Here is an 18,332-nt window from a genome sequence, read left to right as displayed (position 1 = left end):
CCGGGGGCGTGCTCCTCGCCGCGGCGGAGGGCGTGGGGGTCGGGGGGGGGGGGCGGCCGTGTGGGCCCCCCCGCCCCCACCCCTCCGTCACGACGGGCCCGGGAACCGTGTCCGACCTCGGCGGACACCTCTCGGAGGGTCCGCTCTAGGATGACCACCGCACGTCCCCCAACCGGACGTGTGTGGGTGCTTGTTGCACGGGGGGAGATCTTCGGTGTTCGGAATCATCAGGCCATGCCGTCATCGGCTGGGCGAGGGCTTGCGTACCGAGTGGATGGCGCACTTGTGTGGGCTGTGCCTGGCGCTGCGCGGAGAGTACGGGCAGTTCGCGAGGGTGGCCACCAACTACGACGGCCTGATCGTCTCCGTACTGACCGAGGCGCAGTCGGAGCGAACCGGCGACTGGCGACGAGCGGCCGGTCCGTGCCCGCTGCGCGGGATGCGGTCGGCGGACGTGGCGCAGGGCGAGGGCGCGCGGCTGGCGGCGACGGTGTCGTTGGTGCTCGCCGCCGCGAAGGTACGTGACCACGTGGCCGACCGCGACGGCCTGTGGGGACGCCGGCCCGTGGCGCTGGCGGCACGCCGGATCGCCCACGGCTGGGACCGGGCGGGTGCCGCGGGCGGCGAACGGCTCGGGTTCGACACCGCGGTGCTGCTCAGGGCGGTCGAGCGCCAGCCGGAGATCGAGCGGTCGACCGGCCGGGGTGGCTCGCTCCTGACGGTCACGGAGCCCACGGAATCGGCGACCGCCGCCGCCTTCGCGTACACCGCCGTCCTCACGAACCGCCCGGACAACGCCGCACCGCTCGCGGAAGCCGGGCGTCTGTTCGGCCGACTGGCGCATCTGCTGGACGCCGTGGAGGACATGGACGCGGACGAGGCGTCGGGCGCGTGGAACCCGATCGCCGTGACCGGCGCGGACCGTGCCGAGGTGCGCAGGCTCTGCGACGACGCCGTACACGGAGTCCGGCTTTCCCTGGCCGATGCCGAGTTCGTCGACGATCGGCTGGTACGGATCCTGCTGGGCGGGGAGTTGGAGCGCGCGGTCGACCGGGTCTTCGACCCCCGGCACCGCCATCATCAGCACAGCCGTCCGGCGCGGGGCCTGCGCATGATTCCCTGGCTGGGCCGACGTACGGCGACGGAAGAGCCCTCGACCACCACGGGCACGTCCTGCGGCGTCGGCGCGCTCGTGGGTGTGGCCCCGGAGGGGATGCCGACCGCATCGGGCCGGCCGCCGGAGGGGGAGTGCCGGCGGTGTCGCGAGTACCGCCGGCTGTGTGGCGACTGCAGGCTCTGTTACAACTGCTGCCGCTGCGACGACGGGGATTCCGGTGACGCAGAACCCTGGCAGTTCGGCGAAGGCAACAGCGGCGGCGGCTCGAGCCGGGATTCCTCCGGCAGGGACGGATCCGGCGGTGACGGCTGGTTCGGCGGGAATGGCGGCGGGCACGGCGGCGGGAACTCGGGAGGCTCCTCCGGCGGTTGGGGCGGTGGGTCCGGCGGCCATGGATCCGGTGGCTCCGGCGGTTCCGGCGGGGGCTCGGGCGACGGCTGTGGCGGTGGCGGGGGCTGCTGCAACCCGTGCAAGTGCTGCTGTGACTGCTGCGACTGAACGACGGATGGATACGTTCACGCTGACAGCGCCTGACCGGACACGCCTCACCGGGAGAACCGCTCACTGAGGAAACGGCCCACCAGGAAAACGGCCCACCAGGCTTCCTGGTGGGCCCACGTCGTTTCTGGGTGCGCACCACGGGCCGCGCCGTCGGCCGGTTCCTCCCGGCTGCGAGCCCGACGCGGAGGACGCGTGAACGCGGCGGCAGACCCGACGGATTCCAGGGGGCGATTCCGCGTCCATACTGCCGTTCACGTCAATATCAGGCTGATTCCATTCGAAAACCCTCGTACGGCAGGGGTGTTGCGGAAATCTGCTCACCTGTGTGTATTACTCTTCCTTGACCCGCCCTTGGGCTTGCTTTGGTGAATTCTGGTGACGGTTCAACCAGAGGGAGGAACGCCGAGATGCCGTCCGTCCGCGTGTCCGCGGCCCTGCGCGCCGCCCTCCTCCTCGTCCTCGCGCTCGTCTGCACCGGCCTCCACCTCACCCCCGCCGGCTCCGCGACACAGCTTCATCGAACCTGTGCCCAGAATGCCGCGCCGACCGCGGCGTTCGAGTCCGGATATGCGGGAGGCTGCGACGCAGACAGCCCCGGCGGCTCCGTCCTTCACCGTGACCGGCGGCGACCCGTCACCGCGGCCGCGGGCCTTCCCGGCCCGCCGCCGGTCGCCCGGGCCGTCCCGCTCGCGGATCCGCCAGCCGGCCGCGCCCATGGTGCGGACACCCGGCCGAGACCGCTCGGCCCCCACGACTCCTCCGCCCTGCAGGTGTTCCGCTGCTGACAGGCCGTGCCCACCTGCGCCGACCTGTCAGCCCGACGCGCCGCCACGGCGCGCCAGGAGGAAGAATTCATGCAGCCCCTCATCGACCACGCCCGCCGATTCGGCCGGCGCCCCGAGGAGTTCGCCGCGCACGCCGCGGGACAGTCCCCGGACGTCCTCTTCATCACCTGCTCCGACTCCCGGGTCGTACCCGCCCTCATCACCGGCGCCCGGCCCGGCCAGCTCTTCGAACTGCGGACCGCGGGAGGCATCGTGCCCCCGTACGGCACGGGCAACCCCAGCGGCGAGGCCGCCACCATCGAGTACGCCGTCGAGGTCCTCGCCGTCGAGGACGTCGTCGTCTGCGGCCACTCCCACTGCGGCGCGGTCGGTTCCCTCGTCCGCGGCGACGACCTGAGCGCGGTCCCGGCCGTACGGGACTGGCTCGCGCACGCCGCTCCCGACGGCGCCCCGGGGCGCGCCGACGACCCGGCCGTCACCGACGCGGTCCACGGCCACGTACTCGCCCAACTGCTCCGCCTGCGCTCCTATCCGTGTGTCGAACGACGGCTCTCCGAGGGCCGGCTCCGCCTGCGCGGGTGGTACTACGAGGTGCACACCGGTGCCGTCCTCGAGTACCGCTCCGCAGCCGACTCCTTCGAGGCGCTGTGAGGAAGGACGTCAGGATGCTGCGCTCCCTCCCGTTCCCGAGGCAGGACATCGCCGCCTCGCTCGTCGTCTTCCTCGTCGCCCTCCCGCTCTGCATCGGCGTCGCCGTCGCCTCGGGCGTCCCCGCCGAACTGGGCCTCATCACCGGCATCGTCGGCGGCGTCGTCACCGGCGTGCTGCGGGGCAGCAGCCTCCAGGTGTCCGGTCCGGCCGCCGGCCTCACCGTCCTCGTCCTCGAAGCGGTCCGCGCCTTCGGCCTCGGCGCGCTCGGGGTCATCGTGCTGGCGGCCGGCGTACTGCAGATCGCCATGGGTCTCCTCCGGTGGGGACGCTGGTTCCGTGCGATCTCCCTCTCCGTCGTCGAGGGCATGCTCGCCGGCATCGGGCTGGTCATCATCGCCGGCCAGCTCTACGCCGCGGCGGGAACCGACGCGCCGCACTCCGGTCTCGACAAGCTCATCGGCCTGCCGACCGCCCTGGCGGAGGCTCTGAACAGCCGCACGGCCCTCGTGTCGCTCGCCGTCGGGGCCGGCACCGTCCTCGTCATCGTCGGCTGGCGCCGGATGCCGCGCCGTGCCCGGGCGGTTCCCGGCGCCCTTGTGGCGGTGCTCCTCGCCGCCCTCGCGACCGCCGTCTTCGGCCTTCCGGTGGAGACCGTGAGGGTCAGCGGCGTGTTGGACGCCGTCCGCCTGCCGGGCTCGGAAGCCCTCTCGTCCCTCGTCGATCCGGCCGTCCTCGGCACGGTCCTCGCGTTCGCCCTGATCGCCTCCGCCGAATCGCTGTTCAGCGCGGCAGCGGTCGACCGGCTCCACTCGGGACCGCGCACGGACTACGACAAGGAACTCATCGCCCAGGGCACGGGCAACACGCTCTGCGGTCTGCTCGGCGCACTGCCGCTCACCGCGGTCATCGTGCGCAGCTCGGCCAACGTCGAGGCCGGCGCACGGACGAAGGCGTCCCGGATCCTGCACGGTGTGTGGCTGCTGCTCTTCGTCACCCTGCTGCCCGCCGTCCTCGCGTACATCCCCCTGGCCGCTCTCGCCGGGATCCTCGTGCACGCCGGCTGGAAACTCATCCCCTTCAAGGGCGTCCTGACCCTGTGGCGACATCACCGGGGAGAGGCCGTCGTCCTCGTGGCGACGGCGGCGGCGATCGTGGCGGTCGGCATGTTCGAGGGTGTCCTCATCGGCCTCGCCCTGTCGGTCGCGAAGGCCGCGTGGGAGGCCTCGCAGCTACAGATCGAACAGAGCGACGACGGATGCGACGTGCTGCGCGTACGGCTCCAGGGAACGGTCACCTTCCTTCGGCTGCCCCAGATACTCGACAGCCTGGAAGACCTCCCGCACGACCGACGGGTGGTCCTCGACCTCTCCGGCGTCCACCACCTCGACCACGCCTGCCGGGCCGCGCTGGAGGCCTGGGCGGAACGGCACAGCGGCGCCGACGCCGAGGCGGTACGGGCGGCCACGGCGCCCGACCGCCGCGAGGGCGCGGCCGCGGCCCCGGTCGGCAACCCGGGCTGACGCCGGCGGACCGGGCACTCGTGCCGTACGGAGTGCGGGTGCCCGGCGAGGGGCATAGTAGGGGAGTGATCACCAAACGTGACGAGGCCGGCGGCGGTGGCGAGGGCCGTGGGGGAGACGGTGCAGGTGACGAGGAGGCTCAGGTCATCGTGGTGGGGGCGGGGCCGGCGGGCTCCGCCGCCGCGGCGCACCTGGCACGAGCCGGTGTGGACGTCCTGCTCCTGGAGAAGAGCGGCTTCCCCCGGGAGAAGGTGTGCGGTGACGGGCTGACACCACGCGCCGTGCACCAGCTGGTGCGGCTGGGCATCGACATCGACGGGCCGGGCTGGATGCGGAACAAGGGGATGCGCTGGGTCTGCGGCGGACACCGCGCGGAGCTGGACTGGCCGCGCCTGGGCGCGTTCCCCGACTTCGGACTCACCCGGAGCCGGCACGACTTCGACGACCTGCTCGCCACGCACGCGAGCGCCACCGGAGCGCGCCTGCGCACCCACGTCAAAGTGACGGGCCCGCTGACCGACCGGGCGGGGCAGGTCATCGGCGTGTCGGCCTCCCACGGGCCCGGCGTGGAACCGGTCCGGTACCTGGCGCCCCTGGTGGTCGCGGCCGACGGAGCCTCGGCGCGTACGGCTCTCGGCCTCGGGCTCGAACGGGACGCCAAGCGGCCCGTCGCGGCGGCTGCCCGCAGGTACTACCGCAGTACGGCCCGGACCCACGACCCCTACCTGGAGCTCTGGGCCGACCTGCGCTGTCCCCGCACCGGACTCGACCTGCCCGGATACGGATGGGTGTTCCCCCTGGGGGACGGTCGCGTCAACGTGGGTCTCGGCGCGCTGCCCCAACAGCGCCGGCGCCGGCCCGTGGACCTGCGGGCGGCGCTGGAACACTGGCTGCCCCGGCTGCCCGAGGAGTGGGACCTGCACGAAGGGAGCGCCGATTCCCCGCTGCGCAGCGCGCCGCTGCCGATGGGACTGAACCGGCGCCCGCAGTACCACCGAGGCCTGCTTCTCGTGGGCGACAGCGCGGGCATGGTCAGCCCGTGGAGCGGCGAGGGCATCGCCCAGGCGATGGAGACCGCCGAGGTGGCGGCGGAGATCATCGCCCTGGCAATGGCCAGACCGGCCGGACCACGCCGGGAACACGCGCTGCACCAGTACCCGGCCGAGATCCAGCGCCGGTGGGCGCGCTACTACCGGCTGGGAAACCTCGCGGGCGACCTGCTCTTCTCCCGCTTCGGCTACCGCCCCCTCCTGCACCCCCGGGTGATGGCCTCACCGCACCTGCTGAGAGTCCTGGCCCGCCTGCTGACCCATGTGAGCGACGAGCCCGCACAGGACACGATCGACACCGTCCTCCACACCCTCCTACGCCTCGTCCCGGCACCACGCCGGTAGTGCCCGTACCAGGGTCCGCCCGCCCTTCATGCCAGGATCCGCCGGCCCCGTCGTGCCGTCCGCAGGACCGGCCGTCAGTCGTCGGCCGGTCCTGCGGCTGAGGGCTACGCCCCCGCGACCAGCATCGCCCCCATCGCCAGCATGGTCACCGCGACCAGGCCGTCCAGCACTCGCCAGGCCTTCGGGCGGGAGAGGACGCCCGACAGGATGCGGGCGCCGAAGCCCAGGGCGAAGAACCAGCCCAGGCTGGCCAGGGCCGCGCCGATACCGAAGGCCCAGCGCAGGTCGCCCCGGTCGGAGGCGAGCGAGCCCACCAGGAGAACGGTGTCCAGGTACACGTGAGGGTTCAGCCACGTCATGGCCAAGCACGTCAGAACCGCCCGCCGGGCGGAACCCGCGGCAGGGCCACCGGCGGAGAGCGAGGCCGCCGGATCCGGGCGCAGCACCCTCCGGGCGGCCAGGAACCCGTAGCAGAGCAGGAACGCCCCGCCCGCCAGACCGACCGCGGTCAGCATCGCCGGCCAGGCCGTGACCACCGCGCCCACCCCGGCGACTCCGAGCGCGATCAGCACCGCGTCGGAGACGGCACAGATGGCTACGACGGCGAGGACGGCGTGGCGACGGACGCCCTGGCGCAGGACGAAGGCGTTCTGGGCCCCGATGGCCACGATGAGCGAGAGGCCCGTACCGAAACCGGCGAGTACGGCGGCGATGGTGCTGTTCATGCGTCGACCGTACGAATCGGCGAGGAATGAGTACAGCTAAGGATTCTTACGTACCCTTAGTGCTACTTATGGATGAGCTTCCCCTGGATCAGGTCAGAACCCTGCTCGCCGTCGTCGACGAAGGCACCTTCGACGCCGCGGCCGCCGCCCTGCACGTGACCCCCTCCGCCGTCAGCCAACGCGTCAAGGCCCTGGAACAGCGCACCGGGCGGGTCCTGCTGCTGCGCACCAAGCCCGTACGGGCCACCGAGTCAGGCGAAGTCGTGGTCAGGTTCGCCCGCCAGCTGGCGCGGCTGGAGCGGGACGCCCGCTCAGAACTGGGGCTGGCGGCAGAGCAGGGCCCCGCGCGGGTTCCGGTCGCGGTCAACGCCGACTCCCTCGCGACCTGGTTCCTGCCCGCCCTCACCCGTGTGCCGCAGGACCCACCCGTCTGCTTCGAGCTCTACCGGGAGGACGAGTCCCACACCACCGCCCTGCTGCGCGAGGGACAGGTGATGGCGGCCGTCACCTCCTCGCCCGACCCGGTGGCCGGGTGCTCGGTACGTCTGCTGGGACTGGCCCGCTACCTGGCCGTGGCGACTCCGGAATTCGCGGCCCGGCACCTGACCGGAGCCCTGGCCCACGACCTGTGCGAGGCGCCCACCGTGGTGTTCGACCGACGGGACGAACTCCAGGACACCTTCGTACGGGCGCTGACCCGCGGCCGGTCCGGGGCCGGGCAGATCCGGCACATGGTGCCGGCCTCGGACGGGTTCCGGGACGCGGTGGCCGCGGGCCTCGGCTGGGGCCTGGTGCCCGAACCACAGGCCGCGCCCCTCTTGCAGGCCGGGATACTGGTGGAGCTCGCCCCGGGCCGACCCATGGACGTCCCGCTGTACTGGCAGCAGTGGAAGCTGGACTCGCCCGCCCTGTCCGCCGTCGCCGAGGCGGTCGCGGCGGTCGCCGCCGAGGCACTGCTGCCCGGCCGGCCGGCCGGAAGACCATGAGATCGCGGGGAGTTCCGGGATCCTTGTGGAATGCGCATCCGTATCGACGCCGTCGAGCTGCCCGGCCTCACCTGTCCGTCCGGTGATTCCTCCGCCACGGCCTACCGGAACGTCCATGTGGCGGTCCAACGCCGGGACCGCCCGGCCGAACTCCTGGACCCGCAGCCCGGAGGCGCGGCGCGCGCGACCTGGACGCTGGAGTGCACCGCCGACGCCTCGCCGGACGGCGGGACGGACGTGAAAGGCCCCTACATCCAGGGACGTCCCGGCAACCGATTCATCTATCTGTCGTGGGGCGCGGTGGACGAGGAGGGTTCCTTCACCATGTTCCGACGGGCGAAGCTGATGCTCGACGCCGTCCCCGCCCACGCACTGAAGTCCGCCGTCAGCGGCGGGCTTCTCGTCGGACGTCTGGGCCTCACCGACGCCTGCGGCGAACCCCTGTGCGCCCGAGTCGTGCCGCCCCGCGTCACGTGGACGGCCGAACCCCGGGACTGAGACACCACACGACACGACGACACGGGACTAAGCCAACGCGACAGCCCGGCGCCCTCCTGCGCCCCCGTCTCCGGCACCCGTCACGGTGCCGCCGCCCGGAACACCACACGAACCGTCAGGCCGCCTCCCTCCGGGTTGGCCGATGCCGTCGCCTCGGCCCCGTGCGCCCGGGCGACCGCGTCGACGATCGACAGGCCGAGGCCCGCGCCCTCCCCGGGCGCGTGGGTGCGTTCGTTGAGCCGGCGGAAGGGCTCGAAGAGCAGAGGAACGGTGGCGGACGGCACGACCGGCCCGGTGTTGGTCACCTCGATGCCGATGTCCGGCCCGGTGCGCACGTCGACCCGACCGTCGGGGACGTTGTGCCGCACCGCGTTCGCGACCAGATTGTGCAGGAGGCGCTCCAGGAGTACGGGATCCCCGTCGACGGTCAGCGGCGCGGTCCGTACGGTGACGCGCACCCCACGTTCCGCCGCTTCGTCGTCGAGCGCCGCCACCACCTGCCGGGCGAGCTCGTCCACGGGGACCCGGCGACGTTCCTTGAGCCCCTGTTCGGAGGCCGCGAGGAGCAGGAGCCCCTCGATGATCTGCTCGCTGGTGTCCGCGACCTCGATCAGCTTCGACCGCATGCGCGCCACCCGCTCGGGGGAAGGATCTCCGCCGAGTCCGATCTCGGCGGCCGCCCGCTGCACGGCCAACGGCGTGCGCAGCTCGTGCGCGGCGTTCGCGGCGAACCGCTGTTGGGCGGAGACGAGCCGCTCCATGCGGCCGAGCATGCCGTCGAAGGTGTCGGCCAGCCGCTTGAGCTCGCCGGGCGGGGCGTCGAGGGCGATCCTCTCGTGCAGGTTCTCACCGGAGAGGCGGCGGGCGGTCTCGGTGATGACGGCGATCGGCCGGAGCACCCGGCCCGCCGTCCACCACGCGAGCGCGAGCGACAGAACCGCGTAGCAGACGAAGACGGTCACCGACACGGTGAGGAGACGGTCGAGGGCCGCGGACTCGGCCGCGTCACTCAGCGTCCGCGTGATCGCCAGTGCCTCGCCCGGGACGACGGTGCCCGTGCTCGGTGCGGGGCTCGCGGGCGCCGCGCTGGGCATTCCGGAGGGGAAGGAGGACGGCAGGCGTTCCAGCCGCTGCGCCGGCACGGCCGTGGTGACGGCCATGCTGATCGACGAGTACAGGCCCTCCTCCACGAGCACGTACACGACTCCGGTGAGAAGCGCCCCGGCCAGCACGAGCAGTCCGGTGTAGAGGGCCGTGAGCCGGGCCCGTTCGCTGCGGAACAGCAGCATGCGGCCCGGCGGTGCGCCGAGGCCGGTCGTCCGCGGCCCGTGAGGGCCCGGGCGCAGCGACGCGCGGAGCTTCCGTACGCCGTTCACGACGCGATCCGGTAGCCCGCGCCCGGGACCGTCTCCACCACCGGCGGTTCGCCGAGCTTGGCCCGCAGTTTGCTGAGCGTCACGCGGACCGCGTTCGTGCGGTAGCTGGTGTGCTCCTCCCAGACCTGCTCGATCAGGTCCTCGCCGCTGACCACGGCTCCCTCGGCGCGCAGCAGCGCCTCCAGTACGCCGAACTCCTTGGGCGACAGGTGCAGGTGCCGGCCGTCGCGGCTGGCCTGCCGACGTGCCGTGTCCAGGACGATCCCGCGCTGTTCGAGGACGGGCGGCAGCGCGGGCCTGGCGCGCCGGCCCAGGGCCAGTACCCGGGCGAGGAGTTCGTCGTACGCGAAGGGCTTGGTCAGGTAGTCGTCGGCGCCCAGACCGAGGCCCTCGACCCGCTCGCGTACGGTCCCGGCCGCCGTCAGCATGAGGACCCGGGTCATGAGCCGCTGCTCGACCACCCGGCGGCACACGTCGTCGCCGTGGATCCCGGGCAGGTCACGGTCCAGGACGAGCACGTCGTACTCTCCGAGCTGCAGTTTCCGCAGGGCCTCCAGGCCGTCGGCCGCGACATCCACGGCGAGCGCGGCCCGGCGCAGCCCCTCGGCGATCATCTCCGCGAGGAACGCCTCGTCCTCCACCACCAGTACGCGCATGACCCCTGTCTATCCGAAGGGGACCTTTCGCCGATGTAAACGGAACCGTTGAGAGAAGCGAAACATCCCTCCGCGGCAGCCTCGGCGGCATGACGATTCGACGGATCATCCGCACGGCCGCCGCCCCCTCGCTGGCCGCCGCACTCGCCCTGTTCGCCACCGCCTGCTCGGGTACGGCTCCGGCCGGAAAGGATGACGGGAGCGTGAACGAGGAGGGCAAGAAGGCCGACCAGGCCTTCGAACACCGCAAGTGCCTGCGCGAACAGGGACTCGACGTGCCCGAGCCCAAGCCGGGCGAGAGCGGCGTCGGCCTCACCATCGGCGGCGACAACATGTCGAAGGAGAAGATGGAGAAGGCGTTCAAGGCGTGCGCGAGCAAGGCGGGCGGCTCCGGCTTCGGCAAGGAGCCGACGCAGGCCGACAAGGACAAGGCACTCGCCTACGCGAAGTGCATGCGCGAGAACGGCTTCAACATGCCCGACCCGAAGTTCGACGGCGGAGCGCAGCAGGCCATGCCGATACCGCAGGGCGCGCAGAAGGAGAAGTTCGACAAGGCCGCCAAGGCGTGCGAAGGCGCGGCCCGATGAGCGGCGGAGCCACCGACCCCCACGCGGGCGAGCGGCGGCCGCTGGGACGGCGCCGACTCGGACTGGCCCTCCTCACGGTCGTCGCCATCGCGGGCGGCGGCGTCGCCGTCACCGCTCTGGCCTCCCCGGAGAAGCCCTCGCCCGACCGCACCGACCCCAAGGGCCTGCCGCCCGCCACGGCGCCCGTCACCCGGGGCGACCTCGCCGACAGCTCCCAGCAGGACGGCATGCTCGGTCACCTCGGGGAACGCAAGATCAACGCGGGCGGCCCGGGCGGCACCCTCACCTGGCTCGCCCCACCCGGCTCCGTCGTGAAGCGGGACGAGCGGCTGTACGAGGTCGACGGCGAGGCCGTACGGCTGATGTACGGGGACGAGCCCATGTACCGGACCCTGAAGACCGGCGACAAGGGCAAGGACGTACGACAGCTGGAGGAGAACCTCGCCGCCCTCGGGTACACCGGCTTCGACGTCGACGAGGAGTTCACCGCCAAGACCGCGGCGGCGGTCAAGCGCTGGCAGAAGTCCCATGACCTCAAGCAGAGCGGCACCCTCGGCCCGGACCGGATGGCCTTCGCGGGCAGCGCGGTACGGGTCAAGGAAGCAGGCTCCGGTACGGGCTCGGGCGGCGGCGACCGGATCGCCCCCGGCGACCGCGTCACCCCCGGCGCCCCGGTGCTCACGGTCACCGGCTCCGAACGGGTCGTCAGCTTCAAGGTCCCCGCCTCGGAGGCCGGAACGGCGAAGACCGGGACCCGGGTCCAGGTCACCCTGCCGGACGGAACCCGCCTGCCCGGGAGGGTGTCCGCCGTCGGCAAGACCGCGACGGCGGGGGACGACCCGCAGGACAAGACCCCGAAGATCGACATCACGGTCTCCTTCGACGACCCGGCCAAGGCCACGGGAGTCGACCAGTCCCCGGTCACGGTCGAGCTCACCGGCGACACCCGCCGGGACGTCCTCTCCGTACCCGTCAACGCCCTGCTCGCCCTTCCCGACGGCGGGTTCGGCGTCCAGGTCGTCGAGAACGGCGCGGCGAGGGACGTCAGGGTCGAGCTCGGCATGTTCGCACAGGGCAGGGTCGAGATCAGCGGCGAGGGACTGCGCGAAGGCATGAAGGTGGGGGTGCCGGCCTGATGAACGACACCGCGCGCCCCGTAGAAGCCCCAGGCCCGACGCCGGGCCGCACCTGGACACCGGACCCCAACTCAGCCCCGCCCCCGACCCCACCCGCGATCGTCGGCCCGGTCCACGGCGGCCCCGCCCCCACTCGGGTCCCGGTCGTCGAGCTCAGCGGTGTCGTCAAGGAGTACGCCGGAGGCGTCCGCGCGCTCGACGGCGTCGACCTCACCATCGGCGGGGGAGAACTCGTCGGCATCGTCGGCCCCTCAGGCTCGGGCAAGTCGACGCTGCTCCACATCGTCGGCACACTCGACCGGCCGACCGCGGGCACCGTGGCGATCGCGGGTCACCAGGTCGCATCCCTCACGGACCGTCGGCTCTCCGCCCTGCGTGCCCGCCACATCGGCTTCGTCTTCCAGGCCTTTCATCTGGCCCCGGGCGTCACCGCCGTGGACAACGTCGCCGAGGGGCTGCTCTACTCCGGCCTGCCCCGGGCCCGCCGCCGCAAGCTGGCCGCCGAGGCGCTGGCCCGCGTCGGTCTCGCCGACCGTGCGAGGCACCGGCCGCACGAGCTGTCCGGCGGTCAGAAACAGCGCGTCGCCATCGCCCGCGCCGTCGTCGGGCAGCCCGACCTGCTGCTCGCCGACGAACCGACGGGCGCTCTGGACACGGCCTCGGGCGAGGCGGTCATGGAACTGCTGCACGCCCTGAACCAGGAGGGCGCAACGATCGCGGTGATCACCCACGACACGGAGATCGCGCAGCGCCTGCCGAGGACGGTCCGGATCCGCGACGGCAAGGTCGTCGCGGACTCGGCCCGGGGAAAGGTCGTGGTCTGATGCCCGGCAGGCGCAAGCGGACGACATCCCCGGCGACCGAACGGCCAACGGTCCCGCTCACAGCGCGCCGGCTCAGCCCGCGCGACGTCCTGCACGTCGGCTCGGCCGGGCTGCGGAGCCGGCCCGTACGGGTGGTGCTGTCGGCGCTCGGGATCGCCATCGGCATCGCGACGATGATCGCCGTGGTGGGCATCTCGGCCTCCAGCCAGGCGCAGTTGCTCCAGCGGCTCGACGCACTCGGCACGAACATGCTGGTGGCCACACCCGGAGAGGGGATGTTCAGCGGACAGGAGGTGAAGCTGCCGAAGGACGCCGTCGGCATGGTCGGCCGCATCGAGGGCGTGGAGAACGTCGGCGCGAGCGGAGACCTCAAGCACTCGGTGCGCCGCTCGGAGAAGATCCCGGAGGAGGAGACCGGCGGCATCGCGGTGAAGGCGGCGACGGAGGGACTGCTCGACGTGCTGCGCGGCACGACGGCGTCCGGGACCTGGCTGAACGCGGCCAACGGCCGTTACCCCTCCGTGGTGCTCGGGCACGTCGCCGCGGAGCGGCTGGGCATCGATCGGCCGGGCAGGCAGGTCTGGATCGACGACCGGTATTTCACGGTCGTGGGCATCCTCGACCCCCTGCCGCTCGCACCCGAGATCGAGCGCTCGGCGCTGGTCGGCTGGGAGAGCGCCCAGCGGGTCCTCGGCTTCGACGGACATCCGACCGCGGTGTACGAGCGCTCCACGGACGCCACCGTCCGCGAGGTCCAGCGGCTCCTGGCTCCGACGATCGACCCGCAGAACCCGCAGAACGTGGCGGTGAGCGACCCGTCCGAGGTGCTGAAGGCGAAGGCGGCGACAGAGGGTGCCTTCTCCACGCTCCTGCTAGGCCTCGGTGGGATCGCCCTGCTGGTGGGCGGTGTCGGGGTGGCCAACACCATGATCATCTCGGTACTGGAACGGCGCCACGAGATCGGTCTGCGCCGCTCGCTCGGCGCGACGCGAGGCCAGATCAGGATCCAGTTCGTGACGGAGTCCCTGATGCTGTCGGGCCTCGGCGGCATCGCGGGCGTGGCCCTGGGGGCGGCGGCGACGGCCGTGTACGCGTCCACCGGGGGACTGCCCTGGGTGGTCCCGCCCTGGGCGGCCGGGGCGGGCTTCGTCGCGACCCTCGCGATCGGCTCGGTGGCTGGCCTCTACCCGGCGGTCCGCGCCGCCCGCCAATCACCGACCCTGGCCCTGGCGGCGGCGTGACGCCGGGCCCCGCGGCAGCCCGCCGAATCCGAACGGGCCGGCGGGCCGCGGGGCCACTGCGCCGGCCGCGCGGCCTCCGCGCCGGCCTCGACGAGCGGGCCCGTCTCCTCGCTGACCGGACTGCGCGGGACTTGGTGACAAGGTCGGCGCCCCGGCCGACGGCGACAGCCGGCGAAGACCGCGTGGTCGCTCCGGGCGGTGGGCCCGGAGCAACCGCCAGGCGGCAGGCGGCAGGCGTCAGTTGCCGCCGACCGGCAGGCCGTGGCCGCCGCGTCCCGCGTACACGGCGTCGTAGACGGGCCGTTCGATGCCGCCCGTGTCCGAGAGGACGTTCTTCACCTGCCCGTCGACGACGAACGTCGTGGATCCGCCGCCGTCCAGGTTGAGCGCGTCGACGGCGCCGAGGTCCTCCATGATCTTCGCGAGGTCGTAGATCGGAACACCGCGGCGCAGGCCCTCGTCCCGGGCGGTGACGGTGACCAGCAGGGTGCGTCCGTAGCCGTCCGCGCCGATGGCGGTGCGCGGGTCGTTCGCGACATTGTCGGTCGGCTCGGCCACGACCCTGCCGTGCCGCATCAGATCGTGGGTGCCGTTGACGACGTCGATCGACGGGTACGCGGGGTCGAGCGGCAGGTCGACGTCGTCGGCCGGGTCCTCCACGACCCCCAGGTCCGTGGCGCGCTGCGTGTACGTGAGCTTCGCGCCCACCATGGCGTGGTCCCTGAGCCACTGTGCGCCGCCCCCGGCCTGGGCGTCGTCACCGATGCCCTGGAGCACCATGCCCCCCGGAGGGACGTCCATTCCGCCGCGCGGGGACTTCACCGCCGTGACACGGCCCGACGCGTCGACGGCGACCTCGACACCGTCGGCGTCGTCCGCCGCCACGAAGGGAGTGTGCCGCGGCTCCGGCGTCTTCTGCCCGTAGGCAGAGGTGAAGACGACGATCTCGCTGTAGTCCTGGTAGTAGGGGCCGCTCTTGATGACATGGCCGTACTGGTCGAGCCGTTGGACGTCGCCGTTCGCGTCGGTCGTGTACGGGAGGGACCTGTCACCGGCCTCCTGCGGGCAGAACACGATCCAGCCCGGGTACCGGTTGACGGCGTCGACCACGCGCGTGGCGTCGTCGGCGGTGTCGGCGGTGCTCCGGTCGGAGGTGATGCCCAACGTCGTCGTGATCTTGGTGAAGTGCGGCCGACCGTGCTGGAGGACCACGGAGTTCTGCCCCTTCAGGCAGGCGGCGCCCTGCACGACGTCCTCCTGGACCGAGGTCACCATCGGAACCGACCGCTCCTCCAAGATGCCCTTGCCGGTCGCGTCGTCCTCGTCCTTGGCGGGGACGGAGTAGCCGCCGTTCACACCGACGTACGGCGCGTCCTTCGCGCTGGTGCCGACGGTGGCCAGCATCGCGGTGGTGGGCTCCTTCACGCCCGCCCCGGCGCCCACCGTGCTGCCCAGGGATATCGCCCCCAGGTCCGGGTCGATGACGGCCACACGGACGACGATCTCGGAGGAGTCGCTGGAGTACGTGGTCCGCGTGATGCCGTCCGCGACCGTGAGGTGATGGGACGTCAGGGTGTCCAGGGCCGACTGCACGTCGTTGGTGGCGGGGTCGGCGACCGCCGCGCTCTGGGTCAGGGCCAGGGTCGCCAGGGCGACGGGCACGGCCGCGACGCGGCGCATGCGTGAGCGGCCGGTGGAGTTCGTGGCGGGGTTCACGGTCAGCACTTTCCTTCCGCGTCGGCGAGCTTGTGGGAGCTGACGGACGACTGGTAGTCGGTGGGCAGGGTCGTCTCCTCGCCGGGCAGGACGACGAACGCCCGGTACGCGACGCCGCCTGCCTGCCAGGTTCCGGAGTATCCGGGATCCCGGTAGAAGCAGACGGCCTTGTGCGAGCGGTTCGCGACGGACACCAGCTTGTCGTCCCAGGTCACGCCGTAGTCCCTGTTGCCCAGGACCCCGTCGGGAAGGACTTCGGTCTGGCTCGTCACGCCCCCGACGCCGCGCCCGCTGGGGCCCTGGAAGATGCACACCCGGCCGGCATCGCAGCGGTCGAAGCCCGTGCGGCAGAGCGACTTCGACGGGGCGAACTTGTGCGAGGCGACCGTCACCTTCGGCAGCCCGTCGGCGCCCTTGGCCAGGTCGCCTCCGGTGTGCCCGGGCAGCACGGCCTGGATGTCGGTCCCGCCGTACGCGGGGTCGTCGTAGAGGCACGTCCAGGAGGCGGTGTTGTTACGGAACGACAGGAAGGTCCGGCCCTTGAGGCTCTCGACCGTGCCGTAGTCGAGCACGGGCCCGTCCTGCGGCGCGAGCGAGACCATCTCGCCCTCGCCGCCGGCCTGCGTGTAGAGGCAGAACGTCTTCGCCGGACAGTCGGTGTACGCGGCCTCCGCCGGTCCGGCCTGCGACCACACCAGGCTGACGGCCAGGAGAACGGAAGCCAGCCCCGCGAGGGTCAGCCGGCCGAGTGAACTCTTGATTAAGCGCATGGTCGTGAACTCTAGAGAGCGCCACGGACATCACGGCACCCCGGAACAGAAGAGGGCACACACCGCGAGCGCCAACACGCGGGGCAGCCCGGGCGCGTCCGGCACGATCCGGCGTCCGAACAGACCGGGGGAGCGCGGATGGACGCCCGAAGGGCAAATGCCCACCACGCGGAACCATCACCACTCATTCGCCCTCTGCTTAAGCGACAGCAGAGCATCGTGAACGGAGGCCGTCATGAACCGGCGCACACTGCTCGCGGCGGGCACCGGCTTCGCGGCGACCGCCGCCTGGACGATGAGCTGGGGCGCTTCTGCCCCCGCCGCCGGCGGGCAGCGACCCCTCGGCCCCGCATCCGCGGCAACCGGCACGCGCGCGGCCGCGCCCAGCGTCGCCGACTGGTCCGCGCTGGGCAGGGGCCTCCAGGGCGGTCTGATACGTCCGGGCGATGCCGACTACGCCACCGCCCGCCAGCTGTACAACACCCGCTTCGACGGTCTGCGCCCCGCCGCCGTCGCGTACGTGGCCAACACCGCGGACATCGCCGAGTGTCTGGCCTTCGCACGACGCCACGGCACCCCCGTCGCCATCCGCAACGGCGGTCACTCCTACGCCGGTTGGTCCAGTGGCAACGGACGTCTGGTCGTCGACGTCTCTGCGCTGAAGTCCATCAGCACCGGCTCCGGCAGTGCCGTCATCGGGGCCGGCGCCAAGCTCATCGACGTCTACACCCAGCTCGGCGCACGAGGCGTCACCGTCCCCGGCGGCTCATGCCCCACGGTCGGCATCTCCGGCCTGACGCTCGGGGGCGGCCACGGTGTGGTCTCGCGCGCCTACGGGCTCACCTCCGACAACCTCACCGGCGCCCGCATCGTCACCGCCGACGGCAGGACCCTCGACGTCTCCAAGGACCGGGAGACGGACCTGTTCTGGGCACTGCGCGGCGCGGGGAACGGAAACTTCGGCGTCGTCACCGAACTCCGCTTCCGCACCCACCGAGCCGCCGACGGCGTCACCGCGCACATGACCTGGCCCTGGTCCAAGGCCGCCGCCGCACTCCGCTCCTGGCAGGAGTGGGGACCGACCCAGCCGGACGAGATCTGGTCGGCGCTGCATCTGTCCGCCGTCGCAGGCCGGACTCCCACCGTGTCCATCAGCTGCTTCTCACTGGGCACGTACGGCGCGCTGCAGAACGCCGTCGACCGGCTCGCGGACCGACCCGGCGGCCCAGGCTCCGCCTCCCGCATCACCATGCGGCGTCGCGGCTACCTCGACACCATGCGGATGTACGCGGGCTGTGTGACGAAGTCCACCAACCAGTGTCATCTGCCCGGCAGAACCCCCGGTCGGCAGCCCGCCGGTGAACTCCAGCGAGAGACGTACGCGGCGCGCTCGGACTTCTACGACCGCTCGCTGACCACCGCCGGCATCCGAGCCCTGCTCGACCAGGTCGAACGCTACGGGCGCAGCAACAGCGGCGGCGCCGTGTCCGTCGCGCTCACCGCCCTGGGCGGGGCCGTCAACCGTGTCTCTCCGCAGGCAACGGCCTTCGTACACCGGAACTCGCGCTTCCTGGCGCAGTACACCGCCTCCTGGCCCGCCGGACATACCGGAGCCCCGGCGACGACCTGGCTGAACGGCACGCACACCGCGATGCGCCGGTACGCCTCGGGCGCGGCGTACCAGAACTACACGGACGCAAGCCTCAGCAACTGGCGCTCCGCGTACTACGGCTCGGCCGCTCACCGCCTGGCCGAACTGAAGAGGCGCTACGACCCGAACAGACTCTTCGACTTCCCACAGGCTCTGTGAGCCGAGCGACGGAAGGGCGTCGTCCACCGCGCGGGAGAT

The 18,332-nt window shown here is 72.3% G+C and carries 17 protein-coding genes; 12 read left to right on the top strand and 5 right to left on the bottom strand.

All coding sequences use genetic code 11. The features are described 5' to 3' along the window. Window positions 1-214: 214 nt before the first annotated feature. The 5 genes from ACWGN5_RS26935 (at window position 215) to ACWGN5_RS26915 (ending at window position 5,968) form a co-directional block, all read left to right on the top strand. Window positions 215-1,615 carry a DUF5685 family protein gene (locus ACWGN5_RS26935; protein ID WP_453519667.1) on the top strand — a complete coding sequence of 467 codons (1,401 nt, stop codon included), beginning with the start codon at window positions 215-217 and terminating at the stop codon, window positions 1,613-1,615. Window positions 1,616-2,025: 410 nt separating this feature from the next. Further along, on the top strand, window positions 2,026-2,403 hold the full coding sequence (locus ACWGN5_RS26930; RefSeq protein ID WP_453519665.1) for a hypothetical protein: 378 nt from the start codon (window positions 2,026-2,028) through the stop codon (window positions 2,401-2,403). A 69-nt stretch (window positions 2,404-2,472) separates the two neighbouring features. Continuing rightward, the gene (locus ACWGN5_RS26925) at window positions 2,473-3,054 is read left to right on the top strand and encodes a carbonic anhydrase (RefSeq protein WP_453519662.1); all 582 of its coding nucleotides are present in this window, start codon (window positions 2,473-2,475) and stop codon (window positions 3,052-3,054) included. A gap of 14 nt (window positions 3,055-3,068) precedes the next feature. Next, entirely contained in the window at window positions 3,069-4,574 is a 1,506-nt protein-coding gene (locus ACWGN5_RS26920; RefSeq protein WP_453519659.1) for a SulP family inorganic anion transporter, read from the top strand. Between the two features lie 68 nt (window positions 4,575-4,642). Then, window positions 4,643-5,968: a geranylgeranyl reductase family protein gene (locus ACWGN5_RS26915; protein ID WP_453519695.1), complete on the top strand. Its 1,326-nt coding sequence runs from the start codon at window positions 4,643-4,645 to the stop codon at window positions 5,966-5,968. 104 nt (window positions 5,969-6,072) lie between these two features. Here the strand turns inward: ACWGN5_RS26915 and ACWGN5_RS26910 are convergent, their stop codons facing one another. Next, window positions 6,073-6,693 carry a LysE/ArgO family amino acid transporter gene (locus ACWGN5_RS26910; protein ID WP_453519656.1) on the bottom strand — a complete coding sequence of 207 codons (621 nt, stop codon included), beginning with the start codon at window positions 6,691-6,693 and terminating at the stop codon, window positions 6,073-6,075. 68 nt (window positions 6,694-6,761) lie between these two features. Between ACWGN5_RS26910 and ACWGN5_RS26905 the strand changes: the two genes are divergently transcribed. Both ACWGN5_RS26905 and ACWGN5_RS26900 read left to right on the top strand, forming a co-directional pair. Further along, on the top strand, window positions 6,762-7,679 hold the full coding sequence (locus ACWGN5_RS26905; protein ID WP_453519653.1) for a LysR family transcriptional regulator ArgP: 918 nt from the start codon (window positions 6,762-6,764) through the stop codon (window positions 7,677-7,679). A gap of 30 nt (window positions 7,680-7,709) precedes the next feature. After that, entirely contained in the window at window positions 7,710-8,177 is a 468-nt protein-coding gene (locus ACWGN5_RS26900; RefSeq protein WP_453519651.1) for a DUF5990 family protein, read from the top strand. A gap of 80 nt (window positions 8,178-8,257) precedes the next feature. Here ACWGN5_RS26900 and ACWGN5_RS26895 read toward each other — a convergent pair whose 3' ends face one another. Both ACWGN5_RS26895 and ACWGN5_RS26890 read right to left on the bottom strand, forming a co-directional pair. Beyond that, entirely contained in the window at window positions 8,258-9,466 is a 1,209-nt protein-coding gene (locus ACWGN5_RS26895; RefSeq protein WP_453519693.1) for a sensor histidine kinase, read from the bottom strand. Between the two features lie 83 nt (window positions 9,467-9,549). After that, window positions 9,550-10,209, bottom strand: coding sequence for a response regulator transcription factor (locus tag ACWGN5_RS26890; protein ID WP_453519649.1), 660 nt, complete (start codon window positions 10,207-10,209; stop codon window positions 9,550-9,552). 89 nt (window positions 10,210-10,298) lie between these two features. Between ACWGN5_RS26890 and ACWGN5_RS26885 the strand changes: the two genes are divergently transcribed. From ACWGN5_RS26885 to ACWGN5_RS26870, 4 genes are read left to right on the top strand one after another with little or no spacing between them, the layout of a single operon-like run. After that, window positions 10,299-10,796 (top strand): hypothetical protein, encoded by a 498-nt coding sequence (locus ACWGN5_RS26885; protein ID WP_453519646.1) that lies wholly within the window; start codon window positions 10,299-10,301, stop codon window positions 10,794-10,796. Continuing rightward, the gene (locus ACWGN5_RS26880; RefSeq protein WP_453519643.1) at window positions 10,793-11,932 is read left to right on the top strand and encodes a peptidoglycan-binding protein; all 1,140 of its coding nucleotides are present in this window, start codon (window positions 10,793-10,795) and stop codon (window positions 11,930-11,932) included. Before ACWGN5_RS26885 ends, ACWGN5_RS26880 begins: the two co-directional genes overlap by 4 nt. Next, complete coding sequence (locus tag ACWGN5_RS26875; RefSeq protein WP_453519640.1) at window positions 11,932-12,756, top strand: ABC transporter ATP-binding protein; 825 nt, start codon at window positions 11,932-11,934, stop codon at window positions 12,754-12,756. Before ACWGN5_RS26880 ends, ACWGN5_RS26875 begins: the two co-directional genes overlap by 1 nt. Beyond that, the gene (locus tag ACWGN5_RS26870) at window positions 12,756-13,997 is read left to right on the top strand and encodes an ABC transporter permease (protein WP_453519637.1); all 1,242 of its coding nucleotides are present in this window, start codon (window positions 12,756-12,758) and stop codon (window positions 13,995-13,997) included. Before ACWGN5_RS26875 ends, ACWGN5_RS26870 begins: the two co-directional genes overlap by 1 nt. Before the next feature lie 237 nt (window positions 13,998-14,234). On the opposite strand, the gene ACWGN5_RS26865 is transcribed toward ACWGN5_RS26870, so the two are convergent. Both ACWGN5_RS26865 and ACWGN5_RS26860 read right to left on the bottom strand, forming a co-directional pair. After that, window positions 14,235-15,713, bottom strand: a complete 1,479-nt coding sequence (locus ACWGN5_RS26865; RefSeq protein ID WP_453519635.1) for a phosphodiester glycosidase family protein — start codon at window positions 15,711-15,713, stop codon at window positions 14,235-14,237. Window positions 15,714-15,715: 2 nt separating this feature from the next. Further along, complete coding sequence (locus tag ACWGN5_RS26860; RefSeq protein WP_453519633.1) at window positions 15,716-16,483, bottom strand: peptidase inhibitor family I36 protein; 768 nt, start codon at window positions 16,481-16,483, stop codon at window positions 15,716-15,718. Window positions 16,484-16,718: 235 nt separating this feature from the next. On the opposite strand from ACWGN5_RS26860, the gene ACWGN5_RS26855 reads away from it, so the two are divergent. After that, the gene (locus ACWGN5_RS26855) at window positions 16,719-18,293 is read left to right on the top strand and encodes an FAD-binding oxidoreductase (protein WP_453519630.1); all 1,575 of its coding nucleotides are present in this window, start codon (window positions 16,719-16,721) and stop codon (window positions 18,291-18,293) included. The last annotated feature ends 39 nt before the right edge of the window (window positions 18,294-18,332 follow it).

Source organism: Streptomyces sp. NPDC055815 (assembly GCF_053616475.1).
Note: the sequence above shows the minus strand (reverse complement) of the source record. Positions and strands in the feature narration are given on the sequence as shown.

What these genes read in the sequence shown, in the direction of transcription:
- ACWGN5_RS26930 (WP_453519665.1), top strand. Translation starts at nt 2,026, where the DNA reads ATGCCGTCCGTCCGCGTGTCCGCGGCCCTGCGCGCCGCCCTCCTCCTC.
- ACWGN5_RS26925 (WP_453519662.1), top strand. Translation starts at nt 2,473, where the DNA reads ATGCAGCCCCTCATCGACCACGCCCGCCGATTCGGCCGGCGCCCCGAG.
- ACWGN5_RS26920 (WP_453519659.1), top strand. Translation starts at nt 3,069, where the DNA reads ATGCTGCGCTCCCTCCCGTTCCCGAGGCAGGACATCGCCGCCTCGCTC.
- ACWGN5_RS26910 (WP_453519656.1), bottom strand. Translation starts at nt 6,693, where the DNA reads ATGAACAGCACCATCGCCGCCGTACTCGCCGGTTTCGGTACGGGCCTC.
- ACWGN5_RS26905 (WP_453519653.1), top strand. Translation starts at nt 6,762, where the DNA reads ATGGATGAGCTTCCCCTGGATCAGGTCAGAACCCTGCTCGCCGTCGTC.
- ACWGN5_RS26900 (WP_453519651.1), top strand. Translation starts at nt 7,710, where the DNA reads ATGCGCATCCGTATCGACGCCGTCGAGCTGCCCGGCCTCACCTGTCCG.
- ACWGN5_RS26895 (WP_453519693.1), bottom strand. Translation starts at nt 9,466, where the DNA reads ATGCTGCTGTTCCGCAGCGAACGGGCCCGGCTCACGGCCCTCTACACC.
- ACWGN5_RS26890 (WP_453519649.1), bottom strand. Translation starts at nt 10,209, where the DNA reads ATGCGCGTACTGGTGGTGGAGGACGAGGCGTTCCTCGCGGAGATGATC.
- ACWGN5_RS26885 (WP_453519646.1), top strand. Translation starts at nt 10,299, where the DNA reads ATGACGATTCGACGGATCATCCGCACGGCCGCCGCCCCCTCGCTGGCC.
- ACWGN5_RS26880 (WP_453519643.1), top strand. Translation starts at nt 10,793, where the DNA reads ATGAGCGGCGGAGCCACCGACCCCCACGCGGGCGAGCGGCGGCCGCTG.
- ACWGN5_RS26875 (WP_453519640.1), top strand. Translation starts at nt 11,932, where the DNA reads ATGAACGACACCGCGCGCCCCGTAGAAGCCCCAGGCCCGACGCCGGGC.
- ACWGN5_RS26870 (WP_453519637.1), top strand. Translation starts at nt 12,756, where the DNA reads ATGCCCGGCAGGCGCAAGCGGACGACATCCCCGGCGACCGAACGGCCA.
- ACWGN5_RS26860 (WP_453519633.1), bottom strand. Translation starts at nt 16,483, where the DNA reads ATGCGCTTAATCAAGAGTTCACTCGGCCGGCTGACCCTCGCGGGGCTG.
- ACWGN5_RS26855 (WP_453519630.1), top strand. Translation starts at nt 16,719, where the DNA reads ATGAACCGGCGCACACTGCTCGCGGCGGGCACCGGCTTCGCGGCGACC.